This window comes from Arthrobacter sp. H35-D1 (assembly GCF_030063185.1).
Lineage (GTDB): Bacteria > Actinomycetota > Actinomycetes > Actinomycetales > Micrococcaceae > Specibacter.
Genome location: NZ_JASISP010000001.1, coordinates 316,644 through 335,651 on the forward strand (window position 1 = coordinate 316,644; position 19,008 = coordinate 335,651).

Sequence of the window (19,008 nt, forward strand, 5' to 3'; positions counted from 1 at the left end):
TTTCGGGCTGGAGATGAGCGAATCAAGGGGAAAGGTGGCAGGCGCCCCCCTCAACTCTATCAAGCCGTGGTTGTGGAACTGGCCGATGTGCCCCGGCGCAGCCGCACGCGCTTAATGTTGGGCCGTCTGCCCAACCTCGAACAGTGCGCCCGATAGCATGTGGCGTATGACGAACCCCCCTCCAGCTGCGGCCTTCCCCGCCGCAGCGAAGCCCAGGACACCCGGAACCAAGCGGCAGATCGTCGCTTGGGCGCTATGGGACTGGGGCGGCGCGGCCTTCAACGCCGTCATGACCACCTTCATCTTCACGGCGCTGTATCTAACAGGTGATGCCTTTGGCGGCCCGGACAGGGCATCCGCAGTGCTCGGGGCAACCACCGCCTTTGGTGGCCTGGCGATCGCGTTGTTTGCTCCAGTCACTGGGCAGCGCACGGATCACAGTGGGCGGCGCAAGCTGTGGCTGGGCATCAACACCCTCATCGTGGCGCTGCTGACCGGCGCCTGCTTTTTTGTCCAGCCCCACGAGTCGTATCTGCTGCTCGGCGCCCTGCTCATCGCGGCCGGGCATGTGTTCTTTGAAATCGCCGGCGTGAACTACAACGCCATGCTGCTGCAAATTTCCACCAAGTCCACCATTGGCAAGATCAGCGGGTTTGGCTGGGCGGCCGGGTACTTGGGCGGGATTGTGGCGCTGTTGTTTGTGTACTTTGCCTTGGTCAAGCCCGATGTGGGCATCTTTGGCATCACCAGTGCCGACGGCATGACCTACCGGGCCGTGGCTGTGTTCTCTGCACTGTGGATCATCATCTTCGCCATTCCTGTCATGTTTGCCATTCCCGAAGCTCCACGCAATCTGAACATGCCCAAGGTCGGCTTCTTCCAGGCCTACCTGGAGCTGTGGCACACCATCGTCAGGCTGTTCCACACCTCCCGCCACACCCTGTTTTTCCTTATTGCCAGTGCCGTGTTCCGTGACGGCCTGGCCGCCATCTTCACGTTCGGCGCGATCATCGCCGTGGGATCCTTTGGCTTCAAGTCCGGGGACGTGCTGATCTTTGCGATCGCCGGCAATGTGGTGGCGGCCATCGGAGCGCTTTCAGCGGGGTTCTTTGACGACAAAGTCGGCCCCAAAGCCGTCATTGTCACGTCGCTGTGCGGTCTGATCATCAGCGCCACTGCCTTGTTCTTCCTGGAAGGGAAGACGGCGTTCTGGATTTTTGGGCTGCTGCTGACCCTGTTCGTCGGCCCGGCGCAGTCATCGGCCCGCACATTCATTGGCCGCCTGGCACCGGAAGGGCAGGAAGGTGAACTGTTCGGCCTCTACGCCACCACCGGCAGGGCCGTGTCATTCCTGGCCCCGGCCCTGTTCACCTTGTTCATCACCGTGTTCGGCAGCCAGCGTTGGGGCATTTTGGGAATCGTCGTGGTGCTGGTGCTTGGCCTGGCCCTGCTGCTGCCTGTCAAGAAACCAATGCTGCACGCGGCGGCCAGCTGAAATAGGCAGGTGGGCCAGCGCTCTCGAGGCACCAGCTGCGAGCTTGTGAGCAGATGGGAACGGCCGGGCACGACGGCGGTCGGTGACGTCCCGCCGGCAGGGCGCCGGCCGCCGTCGTGCTTGAATCGTCGTGCTTGAATCGTCGCGATTAGATCCGGGTGCGGTGGAAGTTCAGGAAGGATCGCGACGCAGTGGGGCCGCGCTGGCCTTGGTAGCGATTCTGGTGCGGGCCGGTCCCGTAAGGATTTTCGGCAGGCGAGGTCAGCTGGAAGAAGCACAGCTGGCCAATCTTCATTCCGGGCCACAGCTTGATGGGCAGGGTTGCCGCGTTGGACAGCTCCAAGGTGATGTGGCCGGAGAATCCCGGGTCGATGAAACCAGCCGTGGAGTGCGTGACCAGCCCAAGCCGTCCCAGGGAGGATTTGCCCTCCAATCGGGCGGCGACGTTGTCGGGCAGCGTGACGGTTTCGTAGGTCGAAGCCAATGCAAATTCGCTCGGGTGCAGAATAAAGGGCTCATCGGGATCCACTTCGATCATGCGGGTCAGCTCAGGCTGTTCCTCCGCCGGGTCGATGTGGGCATAGCGGTGGTTGTCGAAGAGCCGGAAGTACCTGTCAATGCGCACATCGACGCTTGATGGCTGCACCATGGCAGGGTCGTAGGGGTCCAAGACAATGCGCTTGGCGTCAATTTCGGCACGTATGTCGCGGTCAGAGATCAGCACCCATTAAAACTAGCGCATTTGCGGCCCGGAACTGCAGAAAGTACGCCCCGGAGGGCATGTGCGGGGGCAGCCGCTCCGGACCGGACTATTTTTGTCGACCCGAACGTTGTGCCAAAGCGCCGGAACAAAGCGCAATCCAGCCATTGCGCACTAAGGTTGTAACCATGAATATTGATGAGACCCCTCTTCCGGGCATCGGGGTGCGCAGGGAACTGCGCCTCGCCACCGGACGACGCGTAGGGGTCGTGACCCACCGTGACGGCCATACCGAGCTGATCCTCTCCCGCGTGGATGATCCGGATGCCTGTGCCGCATCCATACCGCTCAGCGCCGAGGAAGCAGCCGCGCTGGGCCAGCTGCTGGGCTCCGCCCAGCTCATTTCCCAGCTCAGCACCGAACAAGAAGATGTCTCCGGCGTCAGTACGCACCAAATCATGGTCCGCCCTGGCAGCGCCTACTCCGGCCGCCCCTTGGGCGACACCCAGATGCGTACACTCACCGGCGCCTCCATTGTGGCGTTGCTGCGTGACGGTGACGTGGTGGGCTCGCCGCGTCCCAGCGAAATCCTGCGCGCCGGCGACATGGTGGTCATAGTCGGCACCGACGACGGCTTGGCTGAAGCAGCACGCATTTTGCAGTCACGATTGTAGAACCGGATGGATCCGACGACGCTCACCATCATCCAGCTCGGAATAGTCTTTTTCGGGCTCGGGTTTTTGGGTCGTCTGGCGGGTCGCATCGGCATGTCACCGGTTCCGCTCTACCTGCTGGGTGGTCTGGCCTTTGGTGAAGGGGGATTCGTCAATCTCGCCGGTATTGACGGTTTTGCCCACATTGCCAGTGAAATTGGCGTCATCCTGCTGCTGCTTATGCTTGGTTTGGAATATTCGGCCACGGAGCTTGTCACAGGGCTGAAGCAATCGTGGATGGCCGGGGTGCTGGACCTGGTGTTGAACATGCTGCCGGGTGTTGCCGTGGCCTTGATCCTAGGCTGGGGTCCTGTGGGTGCCCTCGTCATGGCAGGGATCACCTACAGCTCCTCCTCCGGTATTATCGCCAAGGTTCTTGGCGACCTCGGCCGACTCGGCAACCGCGAGACACCTGTCGTTTTGGCCATTTTGGTCATTGAGGACCTCGCGATGGCCGCGTACTTGCCCATCCTGACAGCCGTCCTGTCCGGGGTGTCGTTGCTGGGTGGCTTCACCGCCGTGGGCATTTCGCTGGCCGTGGTCACCATGGTCCTGCTGGGTGCCCTGCGTTACGGGCACATGGTTTCCAGCGTCCTGGACAGCCCGGACCGTGAATCATTTTTGTTGAAATTGCTCGGTGCCGCACTGCTGGTGGCCGGCGTTGCCTCGGCGATGCAGGTCTCTGCCGCTGTGGGTGCGTTCCTGCTCGGCATAGCCATTTCCGGCGGCACCGCAGAGAACGCGGCCCGCGTGCTGGAACCCTTGCGCGACTTGTTTGCCGCCATGTTCTTCGTGCTTTTCGGCCTCAACACCGACCCCCGAACCATCCCGCCGGTGTTGGTTGTGGCACTGCTGTTGGCCATCGTTACGGCGCTGACAAAGGTGGCTACAGGCTGGTGGGCGGCGCAACAACAAGGGATAGGCATTCCAGGACGTGCCCGCGCCGGGGTTGCCTTGATTGCCCGCGGAGAATTCTCCATTGTCATTGCCGGGCTGGCCGTGGCGTCCGGCGCAGTCCCGGTGGAGCTGGCCGCACTGGCCACCACCTACGTCCTCATCATGGCGGTCGGCGGGCCCATCGCCGCCCGCGTCGTGGAACCGTTCATGGCGCTGTTCAGCGGGAAGAAGCCGGAACCAATCTTGTAGCGGGTGTGCAGTGGGCGTGTCACTGGTCCCGAGCACACCCTTGCACGGGCTAGACTCGATACGGAACAAACGCAGCAAGCCAGTACAGGACTGCCGATGTTTCAATGCGGGCGTAGCTCAATGGTAGAGCGCTAGCTTCCCAAGCTCGATACGCGGGTTCGATTCCCGTCGCCCGCTCTGTAAGTATCTGCTCCATGCGGACCAAGGCTGTTGCCTCCGGAATTTCCCCGGGGGCAACAGCCTTTTAAAGGCGGCTTTTTAAATGCCAGCCTTTAGACGCAAAGCATTGCCGCCAACCCCGCCAAGGCGTGTAAGGTCAGCCAAAGTGGGGCATTGGGTCCCCACATGAGGGAGCTGACATGGAACACACATCACCACAGCAAGAAGCATCAACCCCGGAAATGAGCGGGGCAGCACCGACGCTGCGACTCGGCGTCTTGGGGGCATCCCGCAAGCCCGATGAGCGCCGGGCCCCCATCCACCCCGAGCACTTTTCCCGGATTGAACCCGAAATCCGCGCCCGGATGGTGGTTGAAGCCGGATATGGGACCCGTTTTGGCATGTCCGACGACGTGCTGGCCACCCTGGTGGGCGCGGTGGCCTCCCGAGAGCAGGTCATAGCGCAGGCCGACGTCGTGCTTTTGCCCAAGCCGCAGGCCGAAGATCTTGCAGAGCTGAAGGACGGGCAAATCCTGTGGGGCTGGCCGCACTGCGTCCAGGACCGGGCCATCACCCAGCTCGCCATTGACAAGAAGCTGACGTTGATCGCCTTTGAGGCCATGAACCATTGGACGTCCGACGGCTGGTATTCGCTGCACGTATTCCACATGAACAATGAACTTGCCGGCTACTCCTCGGTCCTGCACTCGATGGCGCTGACTGGTAGAACGGGGGACTACGGGCGCCGCTTGACGGCGGTGGTTATTGGTTTTGGCGCCACCGCCCGCGGGGCGGTCACCGCCTTGAAGGCCCTGGGCATCGGCGACGTGCAGGTTCTGACAAGCCGCAACGTGGCTGCCGTTGCATCTCCAATTCACTACGTCGAAATGGTGCAATTCGATTTCGATCCTGCTCCTCCGCACACCGGATTTGTCATGCTCGACGACGGCGACGTCCCGCTGGCCGGTTTCCTGGCCGAGGCGGACATCGTGGTGAACTGCACTCTGCAGGATCCCAACGCGCCCATGACTTACCTCGCCGAAGCCGACCTTGACGCGTTCCGCCCCGGCAGCCTGATCGTCGACGTTTCCTGCGACGAGGGAATGGGCTTCAGCTGGGCCCGCAACACCACCTTCGTCGAGCCCATGTTCACGGTGGGAAACAACGTCAACTACTATGCCGTGGACCACAGCCCCAGCTACCTGTGGAACTCCGCAACCTGGGAAATCAGCGAGGCCTTGATGCCGTTCATCGAGCCTGTGCTGACCGGCCGTGAGGCGTGGGCCGAGCATGAGACCATCGCTCGCGCCATTGAAATATCCGACGGCGTCATCGTCAACCCTGCAATCCTCGAGTTCCAGCAGCGCCAGGAAAGCTACCCGCACCTGCCGCTGGGCGAGGTCTAAAACGCCTGATGCACCGTGGTGGGGGGCCCCCCCCCCCCCGGGGGGGCCACAACCACGGCGCACCACGTGGCATCACCGATAGCTGCGCACCAGCGGACATTCAAACGGGTCCACGGCCGACAGGCCCACCCTGTTCAAGTAGCTCACCACAATGGCGTAGGACTGGATGAGCCCCGTCTCGGTGAACGCGATCCCGTTGCGTTCACAGCTGCGGCGAACAAGGGCGTTGGCCCGGCGGAGCTCGGGCCGTGCCATGTCGGGGAACAGGTGGTGCTCCACCTGGTGGTTCAAACCACCCATGAGCGTGTCCATGAAAAACCCGCCGCGGATATTGCGGCTTGTCACGACTTGACGGGTGAGGAAATCCACCCTGCTGCCGGATTCAAGAACAGGCATGCCCTTGTGGTTCGGCGCAAATGAAGCACCCATGTAGAAACCGAAAACTCCCATCTGCACTCCCACAAATGCCAGTGCCATGCCCCAAGGGAGCAGCAGGAACAGCACTGTCAGGTACACGCCAAAACGCATGACCAGCAGTCCAATCTCCACGTACCTGTACCGAACCCCGCGGTGGCCAAACAAGGTTTTGGCCGAGTCGAGAATCAGGCTGAAGCCCAGAAACAGGATCAACGGGAACAACAGCGTGCCTTGGTGGCGCGTAATGGCTGCGGCAAATCCGCGCTTCGTGGCGGCGCCTTCCTCATGGAACGCCACGATCCCCGTGTGGATGTCCGGGTCCTTGTCCTTCACGTTGGGGTTTTGGTGGTGGGCCGTATGCTTTTTGACCCACATGGCGTAGCTCATGCCCACCAGCAGCGGCCCCAGTATCCTCGCCGTCCAGTCGTTGGCCCAGCCCGAAGCAAACACTTGATGGTGGGCGGCTTCGTGGGCGAGGAACGCGAACTGGGTAAACAACAAACCCAGGACAGCGGCGATCAGCAGCTGAAACCACGTTTGGCCCAACAGCACAAAACCAGTGGCGGCAGCCCCGAGGAGCAGCAATAGAACGGCAAACACCAACGCATAGAACGTTCGACGGCGGCGCATCAGTCCGGCGGAGCGTGCAGTTTTCAGCAGCGTGGCATAGCTTTCAACGATGGGATTGCCGAGCTTTTGCATCATGTTCACCAGTGGGTCCGGTCAGCGTCGACCCCCAAGCCGGCAAGGACAATTTAGTCCATTCATTCTACTCCCGGACTCGGCAAAAAGACCCTGAACCTGCATCCGCAGCAACAGCTCGCCGCGCGTAGCATGGGCACATGGTTGATTCACTGACCACCGAACAGCGACATCGGCTCATGTCACGCATCCGCAGCAAGGACACGAAACCGGAAATGCTTGTTCGGCGGCTGCTGTTTGCGGAGGGCTACAGGTACCGCCTGCACGCAGCGGACCTGCCCGGCACGCCCGATCTCATCTTCCGCGGTCGGCATCTTGCCATTTTTGTGAACGGCTGCTTCTGGCACTCCCACAACTGCCCCAATGGCAGCCACAACCCGACGACGAACGCCGAGTTTTGGCAGGCCAAGCGGCAGCGGACGATCGAACGGGATGGCCAGGCACTGGCCGGGTTGGCCGATCTCGGCTGGAGCACGTTCACAGTGTGGGAATGCGAGCTGCGGGAGCTGGGCTCAGTGGCGACTTCACTTCAACACTTTCTGGGTCCTCCGCCGGGTGGAGCGAAACGGCGGGGCCATCCTTCGGCACAATGAAGACAGGGCTGCGGACGCTGCGCAAATTCAACCGCATCGTCAGCTGGCCGCGCTTGGCCAACACCAGTCCAATCACCACTGCGGCAAGGGCCGGCATGCCGCCGGCCACCACGGTGGCCCACTGCACGCCCCAGTTCTCGGCCAATGAGCCCATGAGTGGGCCGCCCAGCGCCTGGCCGCCAATGAGAACCATGATGTACAGGCTCATGACACGTCCACGAATCATGACGTTGGTGGACATTTGCACCAGCTGGTTGGCGCTGGTGAGGAACAGCAGCGAAGCGAATCCGGCCACCACCATCACCGCGCCAAAGGTGACCATGTTCGGTGCCAGTGAGGCGATGATCAGCACCACCCCATAGGAACCGGCCGCCGCCATGACCCCGCGCAGGCGCAGTCTTGCGACGCGGGTGGAAGCCAACGCCCCGCCCAGTGCGCCAAGTGCAAGGAGGGTGTTGAGCAGTCCGTAGCCGCTGGCACCGGCGTCGAACACGTTATTGGCATAGGCGGCCATCAACACCGGCATGCTCAGGCCAAACACCGCGAAGACGGCGGCCATGACGGCCGGCCAGAAGATGGTGGGCTTGCGCAGTGCGTAGCGGACGCCTTCCATGAGTTGTCCCTTGGCGCGTTTCACCGGCGGCATTTTCACCAATTCGCCGCTGCGAATCAGGCACAGCGAAATCACCGTGATGGTGCATGCCAGGGCGTTGCCGGCAAAGGCCCACCCGCCGCCAACGGCGCTGATCAGCACGCCGCTGACGGCCGGGCCGATCATGCCGCCCATTTGGAAGATGGAGGAATTCAGGCTGATGGCATTGCGTAGCTGCGCCGGTCCCACCAGTTCATTGACAAAGACTTGGCGGGCGGGCTGGTCGGCCACCACCACCAGGCCCAGCACGAAAGCAATGATGTAGATGTGCCACACCTCGAGGTGCCCCGTCAGCGCCAGGACGGCCAGGAGGGCAGCCAGCACACCGGCGGCACCTTGGGTGATCATGAGAATCAGCCGCTTGGAATACCTGTCGGCCAGAATTCCGCCCAGCGGCATCAGCAGCAGGGAGGGTGCAAACTGCATAAAGACGGTAATTCCGACGGCGGTGACGGAACCTGAGAGTTCAAGCACCATCCAGTCCTGGGCCACCCGCTGCATCCAGATGGCGATAACGGCCAGGAGGTTGGCGGAGGCGAAGATGCGGTAGTTCCGGATCTTCAGCGAGGAAAATGTTTGACTCCACGGCGGGCGTGTTGTCACTAGATTGATGGGGGCGGTCAGGGCAGCATTCTGATGTGCTGGTGGGGGCGTCAAAACTTTGGTCCTGGAACTTGGGGGTGAATGGGTGTACCTCTTCAACCCTAAACTGTGGTGATCTATGCCGAAAGAGTATGATGCCTATAAATACTATTGAGGATCGTAATAGTGACAAGGAGCCCAGCGGTGTCCGACGCCCCGGTTTTTGACCCCATCCAGCTCAAGAGCTTCCTTGCCCTGGCTGAAACACGCAATTTCACCCGGGCCGCCGAGCGGCTGGGCGTCAGCCAGCCCACCGTCAGCCAGCATGTGCGCAAGCTGGAGCATGCGGCCGGTCGGGTGCTTGTCACCCGCGACACCCGTGACGTGCGTTTGACGGACAACGGGGATGCCATGGCCGGTTTTGCCCGCGCCATCCTGGCCGCCAACGACGTGGCCACCCGGTACTTCTCCGGTGCCGCAATGCGTGGCCGGCTGCGCTTTGGCACGGCCGACGACTTGGCCATCACGGGCCTGCCGCGGATTCTGCGTGAATTCCGCCAGCTGTACCCGCAGATCAACCTTGAGCTGACAGTCAGCCAGAGCGACCAGCTCCACCGCCGACTCAAGGCAGGTGCACTGGATCTGGTGTTTGTGAAGTGGGTGTCGGGCGCCCAGGAGGGCGAGGTGGTCAAGCAGGACACCTTCGCCTGGGTGGGCTTGGAGCAGACGGTGCTGGAACCCGGCGCCCCGGTGCCCGTGATTGTCTATCCAGCGCCGAGCCTGAGCCGCAAACTGGCCCTTGACGCGCTGGAGGATGCCGGACGCACGTGGCGCGTCACCTGCACCACGAAACAAATCAGCGGCGTTCTTGCAGCGCTGCGGGCAGGGATCGGGATTGCCGTCATGCCAACGTCGCTGGTTCCGGAAGACTTGAAGATTATTACGCGGCGCTTTGACCTGCCGCCGGTGGGCGATGTGGACTTCACGCTGATCCGCAATCCGCTGGCCAACATCGAGGTTGTGGACGCCCTGACCCAGGCCATCATGGGCCGCAAACTCACCCCGGTAGGCAGGCGGTAACCCAGCTCACAGCCAGCTTGGGGCCGTGCACGGTAGACTTGTCCCGTTATGATGCGAACAATATTCAAGTCCAAAATCCATCGCGCCACCGTCACCCACGCCGATTTGCACTACGTGGGCTCCGTAACAGTTGATGCGGACCTGCTCGATGCTGCCGACATTCTGCCCGGCGAGATGGTGTCCATTGTGGATATCACCAACGGCTCCCGGCTGGAAACCTACACTATTGCGGGCGTTCGCGGCTCGGGTGTCATCGGCATCAACGGCGCTGCCGCCCACCTGGTGAATGTTGGCGACCTTGTCATTTTGATGACCTACGCCCAAATGACCACGGCCGAGGCCTTGGACTTTGCGCCCAGAGTGGTTCATGTCGACGCCGGCAATGCGATAGTGCATCTGGGCGCCGACCCGGCCGAGGCCGTGACCGAGGGCCTGCTGCGCCCGGCTTTCGCCCTTTAAACTGCGCGTCCCTTAGCCGGCACCTCCGCCAGCCAGCCACACTTCACCTGCCACTTTCGCCAGCCACCCTTTTCACCGGGCCACGCTGTCCCTCCACGAGTGGGACGGCTCGTAGCCGATGACCCTGCGTGCCGCATCGATCGACAGCAGCGTCTCGTGCCCGCGCACGGTCCTGCGCAGCTCCAGTTCCGGGAAATGCTTCGCCAGCAGCTCCGGCGACGGCGTGTCCATGATGGTGTCTGCGGCCGCGATGATCAGGTTCTCACTGCCCGTGCTGAGCGCCTCCACGGCGTTTCGGCACGCCGCGCCGACGTCGCGGGAATCAACGTAGCCCCACAGGTTCCATGCCCGGGACATGGGCTCGGCCCAAAATTCGGGCACCTTCGCGTACTCGGCCTCTGTGAAGATGTTGGTCAGCCGCAACCCCACAAACGGGATTCCGCTCCACGCCGCAAACTGGGCCGCGGCAGCCTCCCCCAACACCTTGGACAACGCGTACGTTGAGGAAGGGTGGGGGAAATGCTCCTCGTCGACCGGCGCATAACGCAAGGTTCCGCCGTCGGCCGCAAACGGCAGGCCCAGCGTGGTCTCGCTGGACGCCCACACCACGCGGGCCAGCCCCAGCGCCTGCGCTGCCAGAAAAACGTTGTGGTTCATGGCGGTGTTGCGGTTGAGCGTTTCGGCCGGCGGGAACATGCCCGGCTCCGGGATGTTGGCCATGTGCACCACGGCGTCCGCCCCGGCGAGCGCTTGCAGTGCCTGCCCGTAGTCGGTCAGGTCCACGCGCATGGTGGGGGTGCCAAGGTCCGAGTTGCGGCCCACGGGCCCGGCAAGGTCGCACGCCAGGACGTCGTAGCCGTGGGCCAGGAACTCCGCCACCGCCGCCCGCCCCGCCTTGCCGTGGGCTCCGGTGACGGCAACAGTCCTGATACGGGGCTCGGTCATGGTGAGTACGCTCCTTCATGGTGGGTCAATGCAATAAGTGAATGCGCAAGCTGAATGCACAGGCGCGGCGCTTTCCCAGCTTAGGCTGGTGGGGTGTCGCCTAAAAAGAGCCCCTCCCGCCACGGCTTCCTCCGCGTGGTGCCATGCTAGCGGTGCTTGAAGGCTTCAGCGTGGTGTGGCTCATTATTTTGGTGGGCTGGTTTGTCGGCAGGAAGAACGTGCTGGGCGACAACGCCCCCATGGTGCTCAGCCGGCTCTCCTTCTTTGTGGCCAGCCCCGCCCTATTGCTGGAAACTCTGGCCAAAGCTGAGCTGCGAACCGTTCTGGCCGAGCCGCTCCTTGTCGCTGCGGTCAGTGCCGTCGTCACCGGCGGCAGCTTCTTCCTGCTGGTGAAATTCGTGCTGAACCGTTCGCTCAGCGAAGCGGTGTTGTCCGCCATGTCCTCTTCAACAGCCAACGCGGCAAACCTGGGCATTCCCATTGCGGCCTACGTGTTGGGCGATGCGGCCTTGATTGCCCCCGTGCTGGTTTTTCAATTGGCGTTTTACACCCCCATCTATCTGATGCTCCTTGACAGCCTCACGAGCGGCCACCGCCCCACCCCCGGACGCATCCTGCTGCAAATCATGACCAACCCCATGATTTTGGGCACCGCGGTGGGCCTTGTTCTCGCCGCCACGCGGTGGCAGCTGCCCGCGCTCCTGGCCGAACCCCTGCACCTCATTGCCGGGGCGGCCATCCCGGCCATCCTGATCGCGTTTGGAATGTCGCTGGGCACCAGCAAACCGCTCTCGGGAGCTGACGGACGGCGCAGCGACATTTTGCTGGCCACGGGATTCAAGCTTGTCCTCCACCCGCTCGTCGCCTTCTTGTTGGGCCACTTTGTTCTCGGCATGGGCGGGGCCGCACTGTTCGCCGTCGTCGTTGCCGCCGCCCTGCCCACGGCCCAGAACGTGTTCGTGGCAGCCCAGCGCTACCGGGTGGGTGTCACGGTGGCCAAGGACACCGTGCTGGCAACAACCGTGCTGGCCATCCCGGCAATGTTCGTTATTGCCTTCCTCCTGGGGTGACGCGCGGTACGCTGTTGCCATGGCTACCAAGACCCCCGCAGAGTTGATCGCAGAGTTTCAGGCCGGCTACACATTCAGCGGCTCCACCATTGCACTCGGTGCGGCCATGGTGGAGGGGGAAATCCGCCCCGAAGCCCAAGTCGCCCTGCCCTTGGCCATGATGAACCGGCACGGACTCGTGGCCGGTGCCACCGGCACGGGCAAAACCGTCACGCTGCACATGCTCGCCGAACAGCTCTCCACCGCCGGCGTGCCCGTGTTCATGGCCGACATCAAGGGCGACCTCACCGGCCTGGCCACCGCGGCAACCGGCAGCGAGAAGCTCACGGCCCGCACCGAGGCGCTGGGCCAGCAATGGGAGTCAAAGGCGTTCCCCGTCGAGTTCCTGGCGCTGGGCGGCAACGGCAACGGCATCCCCGTCAGGGCCACCATCACCTCCTTCGGCCCGATCCTGTTGGCCCGCGTGCTGGACTTGAACGAGACGCAGGAATCCAGCCTGCAATTGGTGTTCCACTATGCCGACACCAAGGGCCTGGAACTGTATGACCTGTTGGACCTGCGCGCCGTCATCCAATTCCTCATTTCAGACGAGGGCAAGGAGGACCTCAAGGAGCTGGGCGGACTGTCCAAGGCCACCGCCGGCGTCATTTTACGCAGCCTGATCACCCTCGACGCCCAAGGCATGAGCGATTTCTTTGGCATGCCGGAATTCGACACGGCAGAGCTGCTGCGCACGGCCCCCGACGGCCGCGGCGTCATCTCCTGCCTGGAACTGCCCAGCATCCAGGACAAGCCGCTGCTGTTTTCCACCTTCCTCATGTGGATGCTCGCCGACCTGTTCAGGGAACTGCCCGAGGTGGGCGACGCCGACAAGCCAAAACTGGTGTTCTTCTTTGACGAGGCCCACCTGCTGTTCAACGGTGCCAGCAAGGCCTTCCTGAACGCCATCACCGCGACCGTGCGGCTCATCCGTTCCAAGGGCGTGGGGATTTTCTTTGTCACCCAGACCCCCAAGGACGTGCCCTCCGATGTCCTGGCACAGCTGGCCAACCGCGTCCAGCACGCCCTGCGCGCCTTCACCCCTGAGGATGCCAAGGCACTCAAGGCCACCGTTTCAACCTTCCCTCTCAACGACTACGACTTGGCCGAGGTGCTCACAAGCGCCGGCATCGGCGAGGCCGTTGTCACCGTCATGAACGAAAACGGCGCCCCGACGCCCGTGGTCCTGACACGCATGCGCGCCCCAGGCTCGATCATGGGGCCCAGCACGGAAGACGCCGTGAAGGCGGTCATTGCGGCGTCCGCCCTGCTGCCCACCTATGGCACCGCCGTGGACCCCGTCTCCGCGTACGAAAAGTTGCAAGCCCCTGCCGCGCCTGCCCCGAGCACCGGTCCGGCGGCCAGTTCTCCGCTGCCCCCTCCCCCGCCGGCGGATTTACCCGGCTCCGCGGTCGACGGCGGCATGGCCACCGCGGTCCTCGGCGCCTTGGGCGGGGCGCTGGGCGGCGGACTGAAAAGCATGGTCCGGTCCATGGGCAGCTCGCTGGGCCGGAACCTCATGCGGGACATGTTTGGCACTGCCCCGCGAAAACGCCGCCGCTAGCCCTGTCAGCACGAGCATGCCGAGAATGCGGATCTTGCAAGTCCTGCGGAGGAGACCCTGATTCAATCCCCTGCGCCCGTTGACGGTACAGTGGACGGCGTGAAGAATGGGACCCCGCTGAGTAAAATTGCCACCACGTGGCTGCTGGTCCTGATGCTTGCCTTGGCAGCTTCCATCGTGACCATTGCCATCGTCAACACCACGAGTTTTGGTCCGGAGAGAACGGTCGCGACCTACATGGCCGCGCTCAAGGACGGCAACGGCGCCAAGGCCATGGGCCTGCTGAACGCCAAGGTTCCCGGCGCCAACGCCGCGGCCCTTGACGGGGAGTCGCTGGCACAGTCCCAAAAAGCGCTGAAGAACCTCAGCATCGCCGACGCCGTTGCGGTCCCGGACGGCAAGGAAAGCGTGGACGTCAGCTACACCGTTGGCGAAACGGCGTTCAGCAGCCAATTCATCTTGGAAAAGGGTCCAAAGCACTGGATCTTCTTTGACAGCTGGGAGATGGTGCCCACCACGCTGCCCGTCATCGATGTCTCCGTTGTCAATGCCAATCAAGCAAGCATCAACGGCGCAAATGCCAACATGCCCGCCGGCAAGAATTCCTTTGCCGTTTTTTACCCCGGGAACTATGAATTCGAATACCGTTCGGATCTGTTTGCCGCTCCTCCCGTCTCCCGGACCGTGGAAGGCCCGGGACAGTCCGCACCGGCGGTGGCACTGGCGACGGGGCCCACCAGCGACCTCCTGTCCCAAGTGGACGGGACCATTCGAAAATACTTGGATGCCTGCGCCAAGCAGGCGGTCCTGCTGCCCACCGGATGCCCCATGAGCGCCGAGACCGGCAACCGGGTGCTCTCACCCGTGGCTTGGTCCATTGCGGAGTACCCTGCCATCACCATCTCCCCTTATGGAGGGACCTGGATCATGGCACCACTGACCGTCAAGGCTCAGGTTTCCTACAAGGAACAGGACCTCTTCACAGGGCTTGTCTCGGAATTCAAGAAGGCCAACACCTTCGACTTCTCAGCGAAGCTGTCCGTCGACGGAACCACAGTTGGCGTGACCCCCGTGGTGGACTACTAGCCTCGGCTACAGGCCGCGCAGGTCCAGCGCAAGCTCGGAGGCGCCGTCGGCCTGCAGGAGCACGGGGATGCCCCAGTCCTGCTGGTACAGGTGGCACGCTGCATGGTCCGGGATCTCCCCATTGGCATCCTCGGGACCGTCGCAGGCCGCCGCCCGGGCAGTGAAGTGCAGCACGCCGTCGGGCACGTCGGCATTCAACACCAGCGTCCGTGACAGCCCCACCGAGGTTCCCTCGCCGCTGAGCAGCAGCTCCGGCGGGGTCGAGGAGACCTTCAGCTGGGTGGGATCCCCCCACCTGTCATCGAGCTTTTGCCCGGTGGGAGCCGAGAAGCGCACGGTCAGTGCCAGCTCTCCCGGGGCAACTGGGGTCTTCGGGCGATGGGTCTGCGCCGCGCCCTCATCAACCTGCAGCGCATTCTTGGGCAGCGGCAGGCGGATGAGTTGGTGCTTGTTCGCCTCAACCACAATGAGCAGCGGCACGTCACCGCTTCCATCCAACAGCACATCGCTGGGCTCGGCCAAGCCGCGAGCCAGCGTGCTGACGGTTTTCGTGGCCGGATCGTAGCGGCGCACTGCCCCGTTGTAGGTGTCGGCCACGGCCACGGATCCGTCCGGCAGCACTGCGACGCCGAGCGGGTGCTGCAGCCTGGCCTGGGCAGCTTCGCCGTCGCGGAAGCCAAAGTCAAAGAGGCCCTCGCCAATGATGGTTTCCACGGCCACGGCCCCGTCGTCGGCAAACGTCAGCACGCGCAGGGCCGAAGTTTCCGAGTCCGCCACCCAAATGCTGCCCTTGGCGTCCTCGGTAATGCCCGAGGGCTGGGCGAACCACGCCTGCTCGGCCGGCCCGTCAAGCAGTCCTTCCAAGCCGTTGCCGGCCACGATGGCGACAGCGCCACTGGCGGGGTCGAAGCTGAAGATCTGGTGGGTTCCCGCCATGGCAATGACAATGGCGTTCAAGGTGGAGGAATAGGCCACGTCCCACGGCGAGGACAAGGCAACGTCAAGGGGCGCGGTGCCGAGGTTCGCCTCGGTAGTGCTGGAGCCGTCGTCGCTGACCCGGGCGGGACCGGCATCCAGCAGGCGCTGCACGCCGTTGCCGGCCACCGTGCGCACTTCGCCGGTGGCCAGCGTGATGCCGCGCAGGCGGTGGTTGACCGAGTCGGCCACGACGACGTCGTACCCGACTGCCGCGGCCAGCGCCCCCGGGAGCAGGGCCAGTCCCTGCGGCTCGTTGAACTGTGCCGTGGCGGCGGAGCCGTCGGCGTGGCCCTTGGCGCCGGAGCCGATGGTGCGGACCACCGCGGTCAGGTCCGGGCCGGTCTCGACGAGACGGTGGTGGCCGGTGTCGGAAACCAGGAAGTTTCCGTCCTCCAGCGCCAACACCTTTCCGGGGAAGCGCAGGTCGCGGGAGACAGGCTCGGGGGCAACATAGGGACCGTCGCCGCGGTGCAGCGTGCCCTTGGCCTCGTGCTCGGCAACAAGCTCGGGAATGAACGATTCCAGGCCGGCAGCGTGCCCTTCGCCTGAAAGGTGCGCCACAATGTAACCCTCGGGGTCCACCACGACAAGGGTGGGCCAGGCGCGGGCCGAGTACGCCTGCCACGTCACAAGCTCCGGGTCGTCCAAGACGGGGTGGTGGATGTCGTAGCGCTCCACGGCTGCGGCCAAGGCGACCGGGTCGGCTTCATGCTCAAACTTCGGCGAGTGCACGCCCACCGTGACAAGGACGTCCTTGTACTTCTCCTCGAGGGGGCGCAGCTCATCAATGACGTGCAGGCAGTTGATGCAGCAAAACGTCCAAAAATCCAGGATCACGATCTTGCCGCGCAGCATTTCAAGGTTCAGTTCGGCGCCACCGGTGTTCAACCAGCCGCGGCCCACAAGTTCCGATGCCCTGACGCGGACAGTGCTGGCTTTCGTTGCGGAATCCACTAGTGCTTTTCTCCTTGCGTGCCGGCCGGGAATCCCGGTGCACTGTTTTCGAGGGCGTTTTCGGTGGTGCTTTCGGTGCTGCTGCCGGTGCTGTAGTCGCCTGCGGGGTGATCCGGGCGATGGTGAAGGTGCGGCAAGTTGGGCCCGCGGCTCGATTCGGTCATGGTCGCGTCGCGCGCCGCCAATTGGGCAAACATGTCATTGTAAGCACCCAGCTCGGCGTCCTTATTCCTGTCCGCGGCCCTGTCGCTGCGCTTCGTTTCCCGCGCGTCGGACTTGGACCACATATAAGCGACGCCCATGGCGATGGCCAGCGTGGGTATTTCCCCGATGCCCCAGGCAATGCCGCCGGCGGTCTGCTGGTCGAGCAGCGCCCCGTCGCCCCATGGTCTCCCCATGTTGCCAAAGTATTCCCCGGAGAGGAGTCCTGTGGCCATCATGAGCGAAACGCCAAAGAAGGCGTGGAAGGCCATGGTCGCCAACAGCAGCAGCAGGCGCAGCGGGTAGGGTGCGCGGGTGGGGAGCGGGTCGGCGCCGATCATGCTTTGGATGAAGATGTAGCCGGCAAGGGTGAAGTGGATGATCATCAGCTCGTGCCCCACATGGTAAACCATGGCGAACTTGAAGGCCGGGGAGTAGTAGAAAAGGATCAGGCTGCCGGAGAAGTTCGCGGCGGCAAAGAGCGGGTGCGTAACCACTTTGGAGTACTTCGAGTGCACCAGAACCAGGATCCACTCGCGGATGCCGCGGGAGCCGTCCCTGCGCGGCGTGAGAGCCTGCAACGCCAGCGAGACGGGGGAGCCAAGCGCCAGGAACAGCGGGGCAATGGCCATCAAGGCCATGTGCTCCACCATGTGGGCGCTGAACAGCACCGCACCATAGACGGCAGGGCCGCCGGAAGTGATGTAGACCATGGACAGCAGACCGATGAACCAGGAAACACTGCGCAGCACGGGCCATTTGTCGCCACGCTTGTGCAGCTTCCACAATCCAGCGATGTAGGCCGCGCCGGCGAGGACCGCAAACGCCACCCACAGCCAGTCCATGCGCCATTCGCTGAACCAGCGCCCAAATTCCAGCTCCGGCGGCAGCGGGTAACCGGTGAGAATCTGGGCCGGGGACAGAGCGTCCTGGGCCAGTTCAAGCGACTGCGGAGGTGCAGAGCGGCTCAGGCCCACCGCTATGCCGCTGACAATGCCCATGATCAAAAGCTCAACAAAGATCAGCTGCCACAAAAGGCTGCGGGTATTTCTCGTACCCTGGTGTTTTTCCCCGCCCGACAACCGTGGAATGATCCACTCGCGGTGCATGTACCCAATAACGCCCAGCACGATCGTGGCAGCGCTCTTCGCGAGGATGAGTTGCCCGTAAGAAGAGTAGAAAAGGTCATGCCAGTTCGTGATGCGAATAGCCGCATTGATGACACCCGAGGCCGCAACGACGGCAAAGGCAAAAATGGCCAGGGCGGAAAAGCGTTTAAGCACTTGGGCGGTGATGCCGCCCAAGACACCGGAAACCACCACGAGAACAATAATGCCGCCCACCCACAGGGACGCGCCGGTGATGTGCAGGAACAGTGAATTGACGGCACCGATGTGGTCGGCGCTGGAGGCGGAGTGGCCAATAAGGGCCTGCGGAACAAAGGAAATCAACGCCAGGACCAGCGGTACAGCCAGACCGCTGACGTTGCGCAGGCCGATCACCAAGGTGGTGACGACGGCGGCGATGATGATGACCATCAGCCAGGCCTGCCCGACGGCGAGCTCTGTCATAAAGAACACCAACATGTTGGTGTACTCGGAGCTGCCGGCCAGCGCCAAGCCGGAAATGTTGGAGTACGTCAGGACCAGGACGGCGATCGCCGAGAGTGTCCATACCCCGCCGGCCACCATGGCCAGTGTCATGGCCCGGGCAAAGGCTGGATGCTCCGGAACGTTGTGTCGCTTCGCGGAATCCACTTTCGCTTTGCCGGTGTGGGGCCGATGCGCCTTCAGGTCCTTGGGCAGGATGACGACGGCAAACAGCAAAGCACCTATCACTGCGGACAGGGCCAAGTTGTGAATGGTGGTGGCCAGCGGCAGCCCCCACCGAGTGAAAGCCCCCGGATCGGCCAGCTGCTCCACGGCTGTGGCGCCTGTGTATACAAGGGAAATCACGACGGCGGCCATGGCAGCCACCAGCCCAAGCCACCACCACCGGCTGCGAATCCCGTCGGCAAAAGTGCCTCCGCGCGGCATGCGCGCAGCTCGGAGCGGGGTTGCGGGGGAA

Annotated in this window: 16 protein-coding genes and 1 tRNA gene; 11 read left to right on the top strand and 6 right to left on the bottom strand. The window is 63.2% G+C overall.

Annotated elements, in window-relative coordinates; translation table 11 throughout:
- Nucleotides 1-166 precede the first annotated feature (166 nt).
- On the top strand, nt 167-1,495 hold the full coding sequence (locus QMG25_RS01510) for an MFS transporter (protein WP_283456581.1): 1,329 nt from the start codon (nt 167-169) through the stop codon (nt 1,493-1,495).
- 148 nt (nt 1,496-1,643) lie between these two features.
- Here QMG25_RS01510 and dcd read toward each other — a convergent pair whose 3' ends face one another.
- Nucleotides 1,644-2,219: a dCTP deaminase gene (gene dcd / locus QMG25_RS01515; RefSeq protein ID WP_283456583.1), complete on the bottom strand. Its 576-nt coding sequence runs from the start codon at nt 2,217-2,219 to the stop codon at nt 1,644-1,646.
- 164 nt (nt 2,220-2,383) lie between these two features.
- On the opposite strand from dcd, the gene QMG25_RS01520 reads away from it, so the two are divergent.
- From QMG25_RS01520 to QMG25_RS01535, 4 genes are all read left to right on the top strand, one after another.
- On the top strand, nt 2,384-2,869 hold the full coding sequence (locus tag QMG25_RS01520; RefSeq protein ID WP_283456585.1) for a cation:proton antiporter regulatory subunit: 486 nt from the start codon (nt 2,384-2,386) through the stop codon (nt 2,867-2,869).
- 6 nt (nt 2,870-2,875) lie between these two features.
- The gene (locus tag QMG25_RS01525; RefSeq protein ID WP_283456587.1) at nt 2,876-4,054 is read left to right on the top strand and encodes a cation:proton antiporter; all 1,179 of its coding nucleotides are present in this window, start codon (nt 2,876-2,878) and stop codon (nt 4,052-4,054) included.
- A 106-nt stretch (nt 4,055-4,160) separates the two neighbouring features.
- Nucleotides 4,161-4,231, top strand: a tRNA-Gly gene (locus QMG25_RS01530).
- Between the two features lie 224 nt (nt 4,232-4,455).
- On the top strand, nt 4,456-5,619 hold the full coding sequence (locus tag QMG25_RS01535) for a N(5)-(carboxyethyl)ornithine synthase (RefSeq protein WP_283457353.1): 1,164 nt from the start codon (nt 4,456-4,458) through the stop codon (nt 5,617-5,619).
- A gap of 72 nt (nt 5,620-5,691) precedes the next feature.
- Here the strand turns inward: QMG25_RS01535 and QMG25_RS01540 are convergent, their stop codons facing one another.
- Nucleotides 5,692-6,741 carry a fatty acid desaturase family protein gene (locus QMG25_RS01540; RefSeq protein ID WP_283456589.1) on the bottom strand — a complete coding sequence of 350 codons (1,050 nt, stop codon included), beginning with the start codon at nt 6,739-6,741 and terminating at the stop codon, nt 5,692-5,694.
- Between the two features lie 137 nt (nt 6,742-6,878).
- Between QMG25_RS01540 and QMG25_RS01545 the strand changes: the two genes are divergently transcribed.
- A complete protein-coding gene (locus QMG25_RS01545; protein ID WP_283456592.1) occupies nt 6,879-7,331 on the top strand; it encodes a very short patch repair endonuclease in 453 nt (150 codons plus the stop codon).
- Here the strand turns inward: QMG25_RS01545 and QMG25_RS01550 are convergent.
- Complete coding sequence (locus tag QMG25_RS01550) at nt 7,216-8,640, bottom strand: MFS transporter (RefSeq protein WP_283456594.1); 1,425 nt, start codon at nt 8,638-8,640, stop codon at nt 7,216-7,218. The two genes, QMG25_RS01545 and QMG25_RS01550, sit on opposite strands and share 116 nt — an antisense overlap.
- A 129-nt stretch (nt 8,641-8,769) precedes the next feature.
- On the opposite strand from QMG25_RS01550, the gene QMG25_RS01555 reads away from it, so the two are divergent.
- Nucleotides 8,770-9,645, top strand: a complete 876-nt coding sequence (locus QMG25_RS01555; RefSeq protein WP_283456596.1) for a LysR substrate-binding domain-containing protein — start codon at nt 8,770-8,772, stop codon at nt 9,643-9,645.
- Between the two features lie 48 nt (nt 9,646-9,693).
- Complete coding sequence (gene panD / locus QMG25_RS01560; RefSeq protein WP_283456598.1) at nt 9,694-10,104, top strand: aspartate 1-decarboxylase; 411 nt, start codon at nt 9,694-9,696, stop codon at nt 10,102-10,104.
- Between the two features lie 72 nt (nt 10,105-10,176).
- On the opposite strand, the gene QMG25_RS01565 is transcribed toward panD, so the two are convergent.
- Nucleotides 10,177-11,049 (bottom strand): NAD-dependent epimerase/dehydratase family protein, encoded by an 873-nt coding sequence (locus QMG25_RS01565; RefSeq protein ID WP_283456599.1) that lies wholly within the window; start codon nt 11,047-11,049, stop codon nt 10,177-10,179.
- Nucleotides 11,050-11,192: 143 nt separating this feature from the next.
- Between QMG25_RS01565 and QMG25_RS01570 the strand changes: the two genes are divergently transcribed.
- From QMG25_RS01570 to QMG25_RS01580, 3 genes are all read left to right on the top strand, one after another.
- Nucleotides 11,193-12,119, top strand: a complete 927-nt coding sequence (locus tag QMG25_RS01570; protein ID WP_283456601.1) for an AEC family transporter — start codon at nt 11,193-11,195, stop codon at nt 12,117-12,119.
- Between the two features lie 19 nt (nt 12,120-12,138).
- On the top strand, nt 12,139-13,722 hold the full coding sequence (locus QMG25_RS01575) for a helicase HerA-like domain-containing protein (RefSeq protein WP_283456604.1): 1,584 nt from the start codon (nt 12,139-12,141) through the stop codon (nt 13,720-13,722).
- A 99-nt stretch (nt 13,723-13,821) separates the two neighbouring features.
- The gene (locus QMG25_RS01580; RefSeq protein WP_283456606.1) at nt 13,822-14,808 is read left to right on the top strand and encodes a hypothetical protein; all 987 of its coding nucleotides are present in this window, start codon (nt 13,822-13,824) and stop codon (nt 14,806-14,808) included.
- 6 nt (nt 14,809-14,814) lie between these two features.
- Here QMG25_RS01580 and QMG25_RS01585 read toward each other — a convergent pair whose 3' ends face one another.
- Nucleotides 14,815-16,740, bottom strand: a complete 1,926-nt coding sequence (locus tag QMG25_RS01585) for an NHL domain-containing thioredoxin family protein (RefSeq protein ID WP_283456608.1) — start codon at nt 16,738-16,740, stop codon at nt 14,815-14,817.
- Nucleotides 16,740-18,977 (bottom strand): bifunctional copper resistance protein CopD/cytochrome c oxidase assembly protein, encoded by a 2,238-nt coding sequence (locus QMG25_RS01590; RefSeq protein WP_502866333.1) that lies wholly within the window; start codon nt 18,975-18,977, stop codon nt 16,740-16,742. The genes QMG25_RS01585 and QMG25_RS01590 overlap by 1 nt, the downstream gene beginning before the upstream one ends.
- Between the last annotated feature and the right edge of the window lie 31 nt (nt 18,978-19,008).